The sequence below is a fragment of the Micromonospora sp. S4605 genome (genome assembly GCF_003176715.1).
Taxonomy (GTDB): domain Bacteria; phylum Actinomycetota; class Actinomycetes; order Mycobacteriales; family Micromonosporaceae; genus Micromonospora; species Micromonospora echinaurantiaca.
On the sequence record NZ_QGSW01000058.1, the window covers coordinates 19,756 to 32,924 of the forward strand.

The following is a 13,169-nucleotide window of genomic DNA, read 5'->3' on the forward strand; positions in this document are numbered from 1 at the left end:
GTCATCGTCGGATGGTGCCCTCGATGTCGTGCCGAGCGTCGGGCGCGGCGAACGCGAGCAGCCGGGCACCCTCGTCTTCGACCTCTCTACGTTCGCTGGCCTTGAGCGGCCGGAATGGATCGATGTCCAGGGTCGCCCGTCCCTTGGCGCGATGGAGCTTCCACGCTCCGGCCACTTGCCCGTCCACCAGGAAGGTGGCACGCATTCCATTTCGCGTCATGACCCGTTTGCGGAACTGATCCGAAATCACGCGAGTACGGTCGGCATGGGAAGCCAGCACATTGTCGTACTCGGGCAGGAAGCGAACCGGCGCAGCGACATCGGGGTCTGGGCGCGGCGCATCCGGGAGGTCGAACAGTTCCACCCCGTACTCGTTGCGAAAGACCGCCAGCCGGGGCCGAAGCCTTTCCAGGACCGGACGCAGTCGGGTTCGGCCGGCCCAGGTCTGTACGTCGCTGACCGAGGCAGGGCCGAAAGCGGCGAGGTAGCGAAGGACGGCATGTCCCACGTCGGCGACGGCGGCCGGCTCGACGCCGGTCCAGTCGGCCGCCGTCGCATACCTGGTGGCGCCGCCGATGCCCCAGAGCCCCCGTGGCGGCACCTGAACCAGCGGCACCAGGTTCCGCACGATGGCGGCGAGCGCACGGGGCTCGCGATCGGGCCACCGCTCCTGCAGCGACGCGCCGAGCTCGGCTGGGGTGAGGTGCCTTGCGCCGAGCAGGGCCTCGCCCGCCTCCGCCACGGCCGGGCGGTCTATCCCTGCCAGCGCCTTCCGGAACGCGGTGTCAAGTTCCCGGTCGAGCGCTGGCTGTGCCCAGGGCCGCAGAATGCGGTAGTCATCGGTGACAACCAAGTGGATCGTGCTGCGCATCAGGGCGATACGCACCACCCGCCGCTCCAGCAACGCGCCCGTCAGGCTGGTGGTGCCACTCCTTCGCAGCCTGCTCCAGAGCCCGAAGTAGGGCGCGTACGGTGCCTGCGCCTGCATGCCGACCAGATGGGTGACCGCCTCCTCGATGGTCGTGTCGGCTCGTTCCAGCAGCATCTGACGAGCCAGCAGGGCTCGGCCCAGTTCCCGTTGTCCCAATACCGGTGCCATTTGCCTGGTTCCTCCCTCCATGACGTGGCAGGGGCGGCGGACGCCGCCCCTGCCACACCAGTCAGCCAGCGAAGTCGGCCCGGTGATCCTCGGTCCACTCGGCGTAGGTCCGCGCGGGGCGTCCGGTGATCTGCTCGACGAGGTCGTTGACCGGCGCGGGCTTGCCGACAGCCTTCGCCATGAGGCCGAACAGCGCCGTCAGGAACTCGCGGTCCATGAACTGGCTCATCTGCTCCAGCACGGGAGCCGGGTCGAGGTCCTCGATGGTGAGTGGACGTCCGAGAGTCCTGCCGAGGATCTGGACCTGCTGCGCCTGGGTCAACGACTCCGGGCCGGTCAGGTCGTAGCCCTTCCCACCGTGCCCGCCACCGGTCAGGATCCGCGCAGCCACCGCGGCCACGTCTCGTTCGTGCACGGCGCTGAAGGCCGCGTCGGTGTACGGCGCACGGATCACGTCGCCGCCTTCAAGCTGCATCCCGAACGTCAGCGAGTTGATGGCGGGGAAGAGCAGGCGCAGGAACGTCCACTCCATACCGGACGACTCGATGGCCCGCTCGACGTCCCGGTGGTACTGGGCGATCACGTTGGGCTGCCGCTCAGTCTGCGGGACGACGGCTCCGGAGGACAGGAACACCAGCCGACGCACACCAGCCGCCTTCGCGGCCGCCAACAGCGGGGCGACGTCCATGCCGTATTGCAGGACCAAGACGGCGGCCTCGACGCCTGCCAGCACCGCCGGGAGCGTCTCCGGCTTCGTCAGGTCGCCGTGGACGACGTCGACGACGTCGGGGAGCATGGCCCGCTCCGGGGTGCGGGTCAGCGCCCGTACCGGCGCGTTGGTTGCGACCAGTTCCTCCACCGTCTGGCGTCCGAAGTGAGCGGTGGCGCCGATGACGAGGTACATGAGGGGTTTCCTTTCGTCGGACATTCGTGGTGACTGGGCGGGGGATCAGCGGACGTTGTGAAGCGTAGGCAGCTATTAGGCAGGGACCATTCCTAAAGCCCTGGCACACTTCGAGAAATGTTGGAAACCTCGGCGCGGCTGCTGCGCCTGCTCTCGCTCCTTCAGACCCCCCGCGAGTGGACCGGCACCGAACTGGCCGAGCGCCTCACCGTCAGTACCCGGACCGTCCGCAACGACATCGACCGCCTGCGCAGCCTCGGCTACCCGGTGCACGGCACGCGCGGCGCGATGGGCGGCTACCGGCTCGGTGCCGGTGCCGCGCTGCCACCGCTGCTGCTCGACGACGAAGAGGCGGTCGCGGTGGCAGTCGGGCTCCGCACCGCCGCCGGCGGCACCATCACCGGGGTCGAGGAGACCGCGCTGCGCGCTCTGGCCAAACTGGAGCAGGTGTTGCCCACCCGGCTCCGGCGCCGGGTCAACGCCCTCCAGCGGTACGCCGTCGCGGTGCCTCCGGACGACCCCGCCCCACGAGTGAGCGCGGACACGCTGAGTATCGTCGCCGCCGCCTGCCGAGACCACGAACGCCTACGGCTCGACTACCGAAGCCACGACGGCTCAGAGAGCCGACGCGAGGTCGAGCCCTACCGACTGGTCAACTGGGGGCGCCGGTGGTACCTGGTCGCCTACGACATCCACCGGGCCGACTGGCGGACGTTCCGCGTGGACCGGCTAATCCCGCGTGCCCCGACCGGCCCTCGCTTCGCCCCCCGCGACCTCCCTGAGGAGGCCGTCGACCAGGTCCGACGCGGAGTATCGTCAGCCGCCTGGCGCTACCGCGCCCGGGTCGTCGTACACGCACCGGCGGAACAGCTCGTCGAGTGGATCACCGCCGCCGTCGGCACGGTCACACCGATCGACAGCAACAGCTGCGTGCTGGACACCGGCGCCGACACCATCGAGGCGCTCGCCGTCCACCTCGGCCTGCTCGGCTTCGACTTCACCGTGACGGAGCCCACTGAACTTGTCGAACTCGTACGCGAACTGGCCAGCCGCTACCAACGCGCCACCGAGATCCGCTCGCGTACCAGCTAGCCGCCCGCCGCGGCGCGGGCTTGCCTGGAATGCCCTACGTAGGGCCGAACTCTTCGGCGGGTGACGATCGAGGAACCCTCTCGCGGCCCGATCGCGAAGTTGCTAGGACGCCTGGCGGACGGCCATCTCGGCGAGCCAGACCTCGGCCAGCTCGCTGAGCGGAACGTCGAGGGCCTGGCTGAGGCAGACCACGGTGCCGAACGCCGGTGCGGGCAGGCGGCCCGCCTCGATCTTGCGCAGCGTCTCGGGGGAGATGCCGGCTGCCAGGGCCACCTCGACGAGGCTGCGGCCGGCGCGCGCGGTGCGGAGGGCGGCTCCGAGGCGCTGGCCCGCTGCGATCTGTTCGGCGGTGAGTGGTTGGCGAACCATGTCAGCAGGATATCCCTCCGGAGCGTCCCACCCTGACCCGTGGTATAAAAATCCCGGTATAAAAATACCGACCGTGCGGAGGGAACCTGTCGTGATCGAGCTCAAGTCCGCCGAGGAGATCGGCCGAATGGCGGTGACCGGCCAGTTCGTCGGCGAGCTGCTCGCCGAGCTGAGCGGTGTCGCCGCGGTCGGCGTCAACCTGATGGACCTCGAACACCACGCCCGCCGCCGGATCCGCGAACGGGGCGCCGAATCCTGCTACTGGGACTACGCCCCGTCGTTCGGCCGCGGGCCGTTCCGCAACGTGCTGTGCCTGTCGGTCAACGACGCGGTGCTGCACGGCCTGCCGCACGACTACCTGCTGCGCGACGGTGACCTGCTCAGCATCGACATGGCGGCCAGCATCGACGGCTGGGCCGCCGACTCCGCGCTGTCGGTCATCGTCGGCACCCCCGACCCGGCCGACCTGACGCTGATCGAGGCCACCGAGGTCGCGCTGGAGGCCGGCATCGCCGCCGCCCAACCCGGCGGCCGCCTCGGCGACATCTCCGCCGCGATCGGCGAGGTCGCCCACTCCTACGGCTACCGCGTCAACGCCGAGTTCGGCGGCCACGGCATCGGGCGCACCATGCACGAGGCCCCGCACGTGGCCAACAACGGCCGCGCCCGGCGCGGCCTGACACTCCAGCCCGGCCTCACCATCGCCATCGAGCCGTGGTTCTGCCGCTCCACCGACAAGATCACGTTCGACAAGGACGGCTGGACGATCCGTTCCGCCGACGGCTCCCGCACCGCCCACTCGGAGCACACGGTCGCCATCACGGCTGCCGGCCCTCAGGTACTGACCCGCCGGCCCACCGCCGGCGCCCCCTCGGCCGATCCCACCAGGAAGTCGGCCACCGCCTCCTGACCCGGTGCCCGGGACTCAAGGCGTTCCGGGGACGATCCGGACCGGTCGACCTCAGGTGCCGGCCCGGGGCGCGGGCACCTGCGGCACCGCCTTGCGCAGGTGGTCGAGCACCACTGGGTCGATCCGCCCGGGCACCAGCCGTTCCTCCAGGTTCTCCATCCCCGCCCAGGAGAAGAGCGCCTCCTGTGGGTCGGCCGGGTCGACCGGGTGACCCAGCGCGGCCAGCAGCGCGCCGACCTCCGCGGCGACCGCGCCGGTCAGCTCCAGCAGGGTCGCCGGGTCCGGCCGGCTGAACAGCAGGGTGTGCACGGCGAGCAGCCGGCCCAGCTCGGTCACCGGGTCGGCGTGGTCGTCGACCCGCAGGTCGACCAGCGCGTCGCCGGTGCCGCCGTACCCGCCGCCGCGCTCGACCACCAGCAGCCCGGCGCTCTGTCGCCCGCGCCGGTCACCGCCGGCCTGGTCGCCGGCGCGCAGCGCGGCCAGCAGCCGTTCCGGGAACGGCAGGGCGCCCCCGCCGAGCCAGGCGTCCCGCATCGCGTCGATCACCTGCGGGCCGGCCAGGATGTTGCCCTGCGCCGCCCAACCGTCGCCGGCCTGCCCGCCGGCCCAGTCGTGGCACATCGGGCCGGTGAAGGTCGCGCCCGGCCCGGTGGCGGCGACCACGCCGAGCTGGCGGTGGTCCCGGTCCGGGTCGGCGGCGACCAGCCCGGCCACCACGTCGGCGGCGGCCACGCCGGTGCGCAGCATGGTCAGCCCCTGCGGGCGGTAGGCGAGGTTCACGTGGGCCTGGGTGGCAAGCGCGCCGACCTCGGCCTCGGCGGCCGGGACGAGCGCCCCGGCGGCGAGGAACCTGCTGGCCACGGCGACGCCGTGCAGGCGGCCGTCGGCGGAGCGGGCGACGATGGAGAAGGTCACGCGTTGGACATTAGCGCTCCCGGCCGAGCGCACATCGGCGCCCCTGGATGCCCGCTCAGAGCAGCGGGCCGCCGCCGTCGCGGGCGACCTGTACGCGTGCCGCTTGCCGGCCGGCGGTCGGGTCCCGTCGGGCGCCCCGCGGCCCCGCATCGCTGCCGTCGGTGACCGGCTGGCCGGTACCCACCGCCATCGCGGTCTCCACCGGCCGCCCTCGGGTGTTTTCCCGGCGCCCCCAGCGCGTTCTGCCGCCGGGCTTGAAGACGGAGAGGATCGTCGCGGTCCAGAGCAGGGCGAGGAACAGCGCCATGGCGCCGACCAGCAGCATCCCGGTCCCGCCCGGTTCGGCGGCCGGGTCCTCGCTGCGCGCCATGAGTTCGTCGATCCACGGGCCCTCGACGGTGGCGAGGACCGGCAGGCTGAGCGCGATGATCAGCTTGGCGAGTACCCAGCGGTGCTTGACCAGCCCCCAGGGTGTGCCGAGCGACACCACCACCCCGGTGATGATCGCCAGGAAGACGCTCGGGATCGCCAGCGCGATGTTGAACGTCTCCATCAGCACGTAGGCCCCGTGCCGCACCTCGTGCCGGTCCGTGGTCACCCCCACGATCGACAGCACGAGCATCGCCAGGGCGACGCCCAGCCAGCCGACGCCGATGCCGATGTGCAGCGTCAACCACACCTTGCGCGCCACCCGTCCGAGCCGAGGGAAGCGCGGCTTCAGCCCGACCGTGATCATCGTCGACAACAGCATGCCGAGCCACGGCACCTGATGGGCGAGCAGGAACAGGAACTGCGCGGGAAGGAAGAGCAGGTGGAAGACGATCAGGATCCGCCGGGCGGGTGCGGCGCTCGCCGCGCGGCCGAGCGCGAACCAGCTGCCGAAGGAGAGCAGCGCGGCGGCCGCGTACCCCACCGTGCCGGCGGTCTGGAACAGGGGATGGTGGGCGTCCTGCCGCAGCGCGATCAAGGCCCCCGCGACGAGGGCGAAGACCCCGAAGGCGACCTGCAGGTTTCTGGGGCCGACCGATCGGCCGAGCCGTTCGCGGATGAGCATGCGACCAGCGTCGCCGGTCGCACCGGGTCAGGGCGTCGGCCGATCCGGGAGCGCGGATCGTTGGATCGGCTGTGAATCACCGGGGCCGCGTACAACTTTCTGCTGACGCGTACACCACCGAAAGTGCCTAGCCTGGGAGCACGATGACCGCGCACGACCCGCACCCGGCGACGCCGTGGTCCCGCCGCCCGGTGACCGACACGGCGGTGGCGCTCGTCGTCGCGGTGCTCACGGCGACCGGTGAGTTCGGCACCGACTTCTTCGGGCCGACGCTCGCCGGGCTCGACGACGGGGTCCCACCGCTGTGGCTCGGCCTTCCACTCGCCGTGGGAGTCGGACTGCTGGCCAGGTGGCGGCGCCGGCTTCCGGTGATCGTGCTGGCGGGGGCGCTGCTGGCCAACGCCCTCGTGCCGGCGCATGCGGCCGTCGCGGTCGCGCTGTACACGCTGGCCGAGCGCACCACCGACTGGCCCAAGGTCACCGCCGGTACGCTGGCGTCCGCCGTCCTGGTGGGCGTCCCGCTCTGGCGGTTCGCCGGAGCCGACGGCGCGGTCCCGATCAGCATGGCGGTGTGTGTCGCGCCGGCGCTGCTGGGCATGTACGTCGGCACCCGGCACGAACTGGTGGAACGAATCCGGGAGCGGGCCGAACGCATCGAACGTGAGCAGCAGCAGCGCGTCGCCCGGGCCCGCAGCGACGAACGGGCTCAGATCGCCCGTGACATGCACGACCTGGTCACGCACCGGGTCGCATTGATGGTGCTGCAGGCCACCGCCCTGGAAGTGGCCACGGGCGAGGAAGCGGTCGCCATCGGAAAACAGATCGGCGCGACCGGACGCGAGGCGCTGGCCGAACTCCGCTCCCTGGTGGCGGTCCTGCGCAACGACGACGACGCCCCGCTCGCTCCGCACCCGGGGCTCGCCGAGCTGGACGTCCTGATCGAGGAGTCCCGACGGATCGGCATCCCCGTCACCCTCGACGCGAACCTGGCGGGGGAACGGCCCCCGCTGCTCGTGGAGCACACGGCCTACCGGTTCGTCCAGGAGGCGCTGACCAACGTGCACAAGCACGCACCGGGAGCACCGACCCGGGTGCGTGTCCAGCAGACCCCGCACCTGCTGCGGCTGTCGGTCAGCAACGGCCGGGGGCGGCCGGTCACCGATGCCTCGTTGCCGGCCGGCGGCCACGGGCTGCTCGGGCTCGCGGAGCGGGTGCGGCTGGTGGGCGGCGAGTTCACCGCGGGCCCCACCGCCGACGGCGGTTTCGAGGTGACCGCCGAGGTGCTGATCTTCCGGTGGGAGGACGACCGATGACCTCTCCAGTCGGTCCGGTCGAGGTGCTGATCGTCGACGACGAGTGGATGGTGCGGTCGATGCTGCGCACCATCATGGAGGCGGCGCCGGACATCACGGTGACGGGAGAGGCGTCCGACGGCGTCCAGGCCGTCGATCTCGCCCGGACGCTCCGGCCCGACGTCGTCCTGATGGACATCCGGATGCCGAGGGGCGACGGGCTGGCGGCGACCGAGCGGATGGCCCGGCTCGACCCTGCGCCGTACGTCGTCGTGCTCACCACCTTCGACCTCGACGAGTACGTGCACACCGCGCTCCGCAACGGCGCCGTCGGGTTCTTGCTGAAGGACGCGTCGGCCGACGACATGCTCGCCGCGGTGCGCAGCGCGGCGCGCGGCGACGCGATGATCTCCCCCCGCGTCACCCGCCGGCTGCTCCGGACGTTCGCCGAGCCGACGTCGGACCGGCACCGCGACGCCGAGCGGCGGCTCGCCGTGCTCACGGGGAAGGAACGACAGGTGCTGGTCGCTGTCGGCGGCGGTCTGTCGAACACCGAGATCGCCGCCACGCTCTACATGAGCGAGGCGACGGCGAAGACCCATGTCAGCCGGATCCTCGCGAAGCTGGGCCTCGCCAACCGGGTGCAGGCGGCCATCCTGGCGCACCAGGCCGGCCTGCTCGACTGATCCCGGCCCGGCCCGGTCGGGTTGCGCCGATCGTTGTCTCTGGCGCAACGATGGTTGCCGGAACCGTCGTTGATCGTTGTCTCGCGGTCACGCAAGGTTGTTGTCGTAACCCCCGCACAGCGAAGGACGACGACGTGACGTACCGGAAGATCGTGGCTGGCCTGTTCATCTCGGCCGACGGCGTGGTGAGCGCACCCGAGCAGTGGACGTTCCAGCACATGACCGAACAGGCCACGGCGGCCATCGGCGCGATGATCGCCGACGCCGACACCCTGCTGCTGGGCCGCCGCACCTACCAGGAGTTCGCCGGGTACTGGGCCACCCAGACCGGCCCGATGGCCGACGCCCTCAACGGCATCCGCAAGCTGGTGGCCACCACGACGCTGACCGCTGCCGACTGGACCAACAGCGAACTGCTCGACGGCGACCTCGTGCGGCGGGTCACCGAACTCAAGGCCGCCCCCGGCCGCACCATCAACATCTCCGGCAGCGTCTCGGTCGTCCAGACCCTGTTCGAGGCCGGGTTGATCGACGACCTGCACCTGATGATGTTCCCCGTGGTGCTCGGCGGCGGAACCCGGCTGTTCCCGGCGGACGGCAAGCGCGTCGCCATGCACCTCGAGGACGCCACGACGTTCGACAGCGGCGTCGTGCACCTGCACTACCGGATCGGAGGCTGACCAATGTCGTTCCAGGCGTATCTCGATGCCATCGAGGACAAGACCGGCAAGACCCCCCGCGCCCTCGTCGACGAGGCCAGGCAGCGCAACCTCGACGCGGCCGACGTCAAGGCCGGGGTGATCGTCGACTGGCTGAAGAGCGAGTACGGCCTCGGGCGCGGGCACGCGATGGCCCTGGTCCATGTGATCAAGAAGGGGCCGACGATCAGTACGAAGCACGTCGGCTCAGCCGGTGCGCACCGCGACGCCACCGACACCCTGTGGCTCGACGGCAAGGCGACCCGCCCGACCTGACACCGTCGTCAGCTGTTCCGGTGCCGTGTGCTCAGAACGGCGGGGCGGCCGGCTCCGGCGGGCCGCCCCGGGCCCGACGGGGGGCGTCGGCCACCGCGACCGTCGCCAGCAGCACGGCGGCCACCGCCGAGGCCACCAGCGATGCGGCGTGCAGCAGGACCGGGATCGAGCCCAGCAGGACGAGGGCCACGATCCACCGGGACGGCGACACCCGGCCGAAGACCTCGTACTCGAACCGGGCCCGGCCGGCGAGGAAGAGCACCGGCCCGCCGAGCACCATCGCCAGCCAGGCCACCTCCGGCCGGTCCAGAGGATGTTCGATGACCAGTTCGTAGCCGATCGCCGTGGCGGTCAGCCCGATCACCATCACCAGGTGGGTGTCCGCCGCGGACCGGCCGATCGCGGCCGGCTGCCGGGCCTGGGCGACCGCGTGGGCGAGGATCTGCCCGGCCCGCTGCACGTAGATCCGCCAGAGCACGATCGAGGTGGCCAGCGCTGCCCCGAAGGCGACCATGTGCGTGCCGTAGTCCGGGCCGGCGCTGTAGGCGAAGCCGGCCACCAGGATCGTCTCGCCGAGCGCGATCAGGAAGAACTGCTGGTACCGCTCGGCCAGGTGCTCGCCGCCGATGTCCCACTTGGAGACGGTGGAGCGGCCCAGCCCCGGCACCGGCCACCCGAACCGGCCGGCGAGGTACTCGGCCGCGAGCGCGGTGGTCCAGAGCAGCACCTGCGGGTTGGTCGGCAGCAGCGCCCCGACGATCCAGAGCGTCCCGGTCGCGGTGAACACCACCGCCATCCGCACCTTCAACCGGCGGTACGGGTGCCGGCCCAGCGCGAGCAGCAGGATCAGCGGACGGGAGACCTGCGCGACCACGTACGCCACGGCGAACATCAGCGCGGTGTCGGAGAACGCCCGGGGGATCGCCACCCCCATCACCATGCTGGCCACCAGGGCGGTGATGACGATGCACTGCAACCAGAAATGGTGGGGGTCGTACCGGCTGGTCGTCCACGCGGTGCCCTGCCACACCCACCACAGCGCCAGGAGCAGCAGCAGCGTCTTGGCGCCCCCGGTGACCGCGGCCCAGCCCTGCGCGCCGCCCGGCTCCAGCGCCAGGTCCTCGAACGCCCGGGCCGAGATCCGGGTCAGCGCGAAGACGTAGACCAGGTCGAAGAAGAGCTCGAGGAAGGTCGCCCGACCGGCGGCGCCGGGGGAGGGCAGCAGCCGTCCACCGCCCTGGGCGACCATGGTCAGCCCGCCCCGCCGTCACACACGCCCATCCCGCAGTCCTAGCACCGGCACCCCGGTTACCGGACGGCCAAGCGGGGAAACCGGCGGACGGAATCTTGATCCGGGTCGCGGCGAGCGGGCACGATCGACCGGTGACGAAGCGATGGGGAATGACGGTGCCGCTCGGCGGGATCCCACTGGCCGACCACGCGGCGGTCTACGCCGCCCTCGACCGGGCCGGGTTCACCGACGTCTGGTCCGCGGAGGTGAACGGGGCCGACGCGTTCACCCCGCTGGCGCTCGCCGCCGCCTGGCAGCCCCGGCTGCGCCTGGGCACCGCGATCACTCCCGCCTTCACCCGGGGGCCCGGGCTGCTGGCGATGAGTGCCGCCGCCCTCGCCGACGCCGCGCCCGGCCGGTTCGCCCTCGGAATCGGCGCCTCCTCACCGGTGGTGGTGGGCGACTGGAACGCCGTCCCGTACACCGAGCCGTTCCGCCGCACCCGGGACGTGCTGCGCTTCCTGCGCGCGGCGCTGGCCGGCGAGACGGTGGACGGGGCGTACGACACCTTCACCGTGCGTCGGTTCACCCTGGAGCGGCCGCCCGCGACGCCGCCGCCGGTGCTGCTCGCCGCGCTGCGCCCCGGCATGCTGCGGCTGGCCGCGGCCGAGGCCGACGGGGTCATCCTCAACTGGCTGGCCGCCGACGACGTGCCGCGGGCGCTCGGCGCCACCGGCCAGCGGCGGCCGGGCTTCGAGGTGGTCGCCCGGATCTTCGTCTGCCCCACCGAGGACACCGCGCACGCCCGCGCGCTGGGCCGCCGGCTGATCACCAGCTACCTCACCGTCCCGGCGTACGCCGAGTTCCACCGCTGGCTGGGCCGGGAGGAGGTGTTCGGGCCGATGTGGCGGGCCTGGGCGGCCGGCGACCGGCGCGGCGCCGGCGCCGCGGTGCCCGACGAGGTGGTCGACGCGCTGGTGCTGCACGGCTCCCCCGAGCGGTGCCGGGACCAGGTCGCCCGGTACGCCGACGCCGGGGTGGACGTGCCGGTGCTGGCGTTGCTGCCCACCCCCGAGCTGGCCGCCGGCGGCGCGACCGAACTGTCGGCCCTGATCGACCGGCTCGGTCCCGCCCGGGTCGCGGCGCCCGGCGGGCGGGAGAGCTGAGGTGAACCTGACCGACCGGATCGCCGTGATCACCGGTGGGGCCGGCGGGATCGGCTCCGCGCTGGCCCGCCGGTTCGCCGCCGAGGGCGCCGCCGCCGTGGTGGTGGCCGACCTCGACGCCGACGCCGCCGACGCGGTCGCCGCCGGCATCGGCCCAATCGCCCATGCCGCGGCCGTCGACGTCACCGACGAGGAGCAGGTCCGCGCGCTGGTCGCCGACACCGAGCGGCGGTACGGCCGGATCGACCTGTTCTGCGCCAACGCGGGCGTGGCCACCGGCGGGGGAGTGGAACTACCCGACGCCGACTGGGACCGCGCCTGGCGGGTGAACGTGCTCGCCCACGTCTACGCCGCCCGGGCGGTGCTGCCCGGGATGCTGGCCCGGGGTGGCGGCTACCTGCTGGCCACGTGCTCGGCGGCGGGCGTGCTGACCGCTGTCGGCGACGCCCCGTACACGGCAACCAAGCACGCCGCGGTCGGCTTCGCCGAATGGCTCGCGGTCACCTACCGCGACCAGGGCCTGCGGGTCAGCGCGCTCTGCCCGCAGGGGGTGGACACCCCGATGCTCGCCGACGGGCTGGCCGCCGGGCACCTTGGCGCACGGGTGATCGCCGCCTCCGGGGCGGTGCTCAGCCCCGACCAGGTGGCGGACGCGGTGATCGCCGGGCTGGCCGAGGAGCGGTTCCTCATCCTGCCGCACCCCGAGGTCGCCGGGTACGCCCGCCGCCGCGCCGAGGACCCCGACGGCTGGCAGGCCGGACTGCGCAAACTCGTCCGCCGGCTGCGCGGCTGAGACGCAACCGCCCCGGCTTGTGTCACGGCGGCACACTGCACCCCATGGAGGCTGTCCTTGGATCACTCGTCGGAGGAGTGCTCGCCATCGCCGGTGGGCTGCTGGTGGCGCTGGCGACCGTTCGCCATGACCGCCGCCGGTGGCAACGGGACGCGGAGCTGAAGGCCGCCACCGACCTGCTGTCGGCGTTGCAGTCCCTGGTGCGGCGGCTGATGAACCTGGCGTACCTGGAGGACAAGCGCGGCGACGAGGCGGCGGCGGCGATGGCGGACTACCGGGAGGCGACGATCGCCTGGAACAGCGCGATGTACGCCGTGCTGCTGGTCGGTTCGCCGGCCAGCACCGCGCTGGTGCCCGACCTCGACCGCGAGGTCGACCGGTTGTGGGAACGCGCGATGGCCCGCCGGTGGACCCGCGCCGAGTTCCGCGAGGAACGCAAGGCCCTCGGCCAGCTCGCCGCCCGCTACCTGGCCACCAACCGCACCCTGTCGGGTCACGACGGGATCGCGCTGCGCTCGCTGTGGACCTGGGACGAGTCGCCCGCCGCGGTCACGGATCGCTGAGTCCGGCCCGGCGGGCGCGGTGTCGTCCCGGTCACCGGTCGTCGCCGCCGCTACGGCCGCCTCAGCCGCCCGGGCAGCGGGTGTCGCCGCCGCTGCGCTCCTGGCAGACGGTGGGCGCCCA

15 protein-coding genes are annotated in these 13,169 nt (G+C 72.5%); 9 read left to right on the forward strand and 6 right to left on the reverse strand.

The features are described from left to right. Position 1: 1 nt before the first annotated feature. Together DLJ47_RS03035 and DLJ47_RS03040 are read right to left on the reverse strand one after the other, a co-directional pair. Positions 2 to 1,045, reverse strand: a complete 1,044-nt coding sequence (locus DLJ47_RS03035; RefSeq protein WP_233257627.1) for a winged helix DNA-binding domain-containing protein — start codon at positions 1,043 to 1,045, stop codon at positions 2 to 4. A gap of 115 nt (positions 1,046 to 1,160) precedes the next feature. Then, a complete protein-coding gene (locus tag DLJ47_RS03040; RefSeq protein ID WP_109898586.1) occupies positions 1,161 to 2,003 on the reverse strand; it encodes an NAD(P)H-binding protein in 843 nt (280 codons plus the stop codon). Between the two features lie 117 nt (positions 2,004 to 2,120). Between DLJ47_RS03040 and DLJ47_RS03045 the strand changes: the two genes are divergently transcribed. Next, entirely contained in the window at positions 2,121 to 3,095 is a 975-nt protein-coding gene (locus tag DLJ47_RS03045; protein WP_109898587.1) for a helix-turn-helix transcriptional regulator, read from the forward strand. A 102-nt stretch (positions 3,096 to 3,197) separates the two neighbouring features. Here DLJ47_RS03045 and DLJ47_RS03050 read toward each other — a convergent pair whose 3' ends face one another. Beyond that, positions 3,198 to 3,464, reverse strand: coding sequence for a helix-turn-helix domain-containing protein (locus DLJ47_RS03050; protein ID WP_109898588.1), 267 nt, complete (start codon positions 3,462 to 3,464; stop codon positions 3,198 to 3,200). A gap of 91 nt (positions 3,465 to 3,555) precedes the next feature. Here DLJ47_RS03050 and map point away from each other — a divergent pair, with 91 nt between their 5' ends. After that, positions 3,556 to 4,374, forward strand: coding sequence for a type I methionyl aminopeptidase (gene map, locus DLJ47_RS03055; RefSeq protein ID WP_109898589.1), 819 nt, complete (start codon positions 3,556 to 3,558; stop codon positions 4,372 to 4,374). Positions 4,375 to 4,425: 51 nt separating this feature from the next. Here map and DLJ47_RS03060 read toward each other — a convergent pair whose 3' ends face one another. Together DLJ47_RS03060 and DLJ47_RS03065 are read right to left on the reverse strand one after the other, a co-directional pair. After that, positions 4,426 to 5,289 (reverse strand): DUF1028 domain-containing protein, encoded by an 864-nt coding sequence (locus DLJ47_RS03060; protein ID WP_109898590.1) that lies wholly within the window; start codon positions 5,287 to 5,289, stop codon positions 4,426 to 4,428. Positions 5,290 to 5,344: 55 nt separating this feature from the next. After that, complete coding sequence (locus DLJ47_RS03065) at positions 5,345 to 6,343, reverse strand: hypothetical protein (RefSeq protein ID WP_199235673.1); 999 nt, start codon at positions 6,341 to 6,343, stop codon at positions 5,345 to 5,347. A 143-nt stretch (positions 6,344 to 6,486) separates the two neighbouring features. Here DLJ47_RS03065 and DLJ47_RS03070 point away from each other — a divergent pair, with 143 nt between their 5' ends. From DLJ47_RS03070 to DLJ47_RS03085, 4 genes are all read left to right on the forward strand, one after another. Then, complete coding sequence (locus DLJ47_RS03070; protein WP_199235674.1) at positions 6,487 to 7,656, forward strand: sensor histidine kinase; 1,170 nt, start codon at positions 6,487 to 6,489, stop codon at positions 7,654 to 7,656. Continuing rightward, positions 7,653 to 8,321 (forward strand): response regulator, encoded by a 669-nt coding sequence (locus DLJ47_RS03075; protein WP_109898591.1) that lies wholly within the window; start codon positions 7,653 to 7,655, stop codon positions 8,319 to 8,321. The genes DLJ47_RS03070 and DLJ47_RS03075 overlap by 4 nt, the downstream gene beginning before the upstream one ends. Positions 8,322 to 8,455: 134 nt before the next feature. Continuing rightward, entirely contained in the window at positions 8,456 to 9,001 is a 546-nt protein-coding gene (locus tag DLJ47_RS03080; RefSeq protein WP_233257628.1) for a dihydrofolate reductase family protein, read from the forward strand. A gap of 3 nt (positions 9,002 to 9,004) precedes the next feature. After that, positions 9,005 to 9,295, forward strand: coding sequence for a DUF4287 domain-containing protein (locus tag DLJ47_RS03085; RefSeq protein ID WP_109898593.1), 291 nt, complete (start codon positions 9,005 to 9,007; stop codon positions 9,293 to 9,295). A 31-nt stretch (positions 9,296 to 9,326) separates the two neighbouring features. Here DLJ47_RS03085 and DLJ47_RS03090 read toward each other — a convergent pair whose 3' ends face one another. Then, positions 9,327 to 10,544: a low temperature requirement protein A gene (locus DLJ47_RS03090; RefSeq protein ID WP_109898594.1), complete on the reverse strand. Its 1,218-nt coding sequence runs from the start codon at positions 10,542 to 10,544 to the stop codon at positions 9,327 to 9,329. A 152-nt stretch (positions 10,545 to 10,696) separates the two neighbouring features. On the opposite strand from DLJ47_RS03090, the gene DLJ47_RS03095 reads away from it, so the two are divergent. Genes DLJ47_RS03095 through DLJ47_RS03105 form a run of 3 tightly spaced genes read left to right on the forward strand, consistent with a single transcriptional unit; the run spans position 10,697 to position 13,048 of the window. Beyond that, positions 10,697 to 11,692 carry an LLM class F420-dependent oxidoreductase gene (locus tag DLJ47_RS03095; RefSeq protein ID WP_109898595.1) on the forward strand — a complete coding sequence of 332 codons (996 nt, stop codon included), beginning with the start codon at positions 10,697 to 10,699 and terminating at the stop codon, positions 11,690 to 11,692. A 1-nt stretch (position 11,693) separates the two neighbouring features. Then, a complete protein-coding gene (locus tag DLJ47_RS03100; protein ID WP_109898596.1) occupies positions 11,694 to 12,485 on the forward strand; it encodes an SDR family oxidoreductase in 792 nt (263 codons plus the stop codon). Positions 12,486 to 12,529: 44 nt separating this feature from the next. Beyond that, positions 12,530 to 13,048, forward strand: a complete 519-nt coding sequence (locus DLJ47_RS03105; protein ID WP_146228015.1) for a hypothetical protein — start codon at positions 12,530 to 12,532, stop codon at positions 13,046 to 13,048. The last annotated feature ends 121 nt before the right edge of the window (positions 13,049 to 13,169 follow it).

What these genes read in the sequence shown, in the direction of transcription:
- DLJ47_RS03035 (WP_233257627.1), bottom strand. Translation starts at nt 1,045, where the DNA reads ATGCTGCTGGAACGAGCCGACACGACCATCGAGGAGGCGGTCACCCAT.
- DLJ47_RS03040 (WP_109898586.1), bottom strand. Translation starts at nt 2,003, where the DNA reads ATGTACCTCGTCATCGGCGCCACCGCTCACTTCGGACGCCAGACGGTG.
- DLJ47_RS03045 (WP_109898587.1), top strand. Translation starts at nt 2,121, where the DNA reads ATGTTGGAAACCTCGGCGCGGCTGCTGCGCCTGCTCTCGCTCCTTCAG.
- DLJ47_RS03050 (WP_109898588.1), bottom strand. Translation starts at nt 3,464, where the DNA reads ATGGTTCGCCAACCACTCACCGCCGAACAGATCGCAGCGGGCCAGCGC.
- DLJ47_RS03065 (WP_199235673.1), bottom strand. Translation starts at nt 6,343, where the DNA reads ATGCTCATCCGCGAACGGCTCGGCCGATCGGTCGGCCCCAGAAACCTG.
- DLJ47_RS03070 (WP_199235674.1), top strand. Translation starts at nt 6,487, where the DNA reads ATGACCGCGCACGACCCGCACCCGGCGACGCCGTGGTCCCGCCGCCCG.
- DLJ47_RS03075 (WP_109898591.1), top strand. Translation starts at nt 7,653, where the DNA reads ATGACCTCTCCAGTCGGTCCGGTCGAGGTGCTGATCGTCGACGACGAG.
- DLJ47_RS03085 (WP_109898593.1), top strand. Translation starts at nt 9,005, where the DNA reads ATGTCGTTCCAGGCGTATCTCGATGCCATCGAGGACAAGACCGGCAAG.
- DLJ47_RS03090 (WP_109898594.1), bottom strand. Translation starts at nt 10,544, where the DNA reads ATGGTCGCCCAGGGCGGTGGACGGCTGCTGCCCTCCCCCGGCGCCGCC.
- DLJ47_RS03095 (WP_109898595.1), top strand. Translation starts at nt 10,697, where the DNA reads ATGACGGTGCCGCTCGGCGGGATCCCACTGGCCGACCACGCGGCGGTC.
- DLJ47_RS03105 (WP_146228015.1), top strand. Translation starts at nt 12,530, where the DNA reads ATGGAGGCTGTCCTTGGATCACTCGTCGGAGGAGTGCTCGCCATCGCC.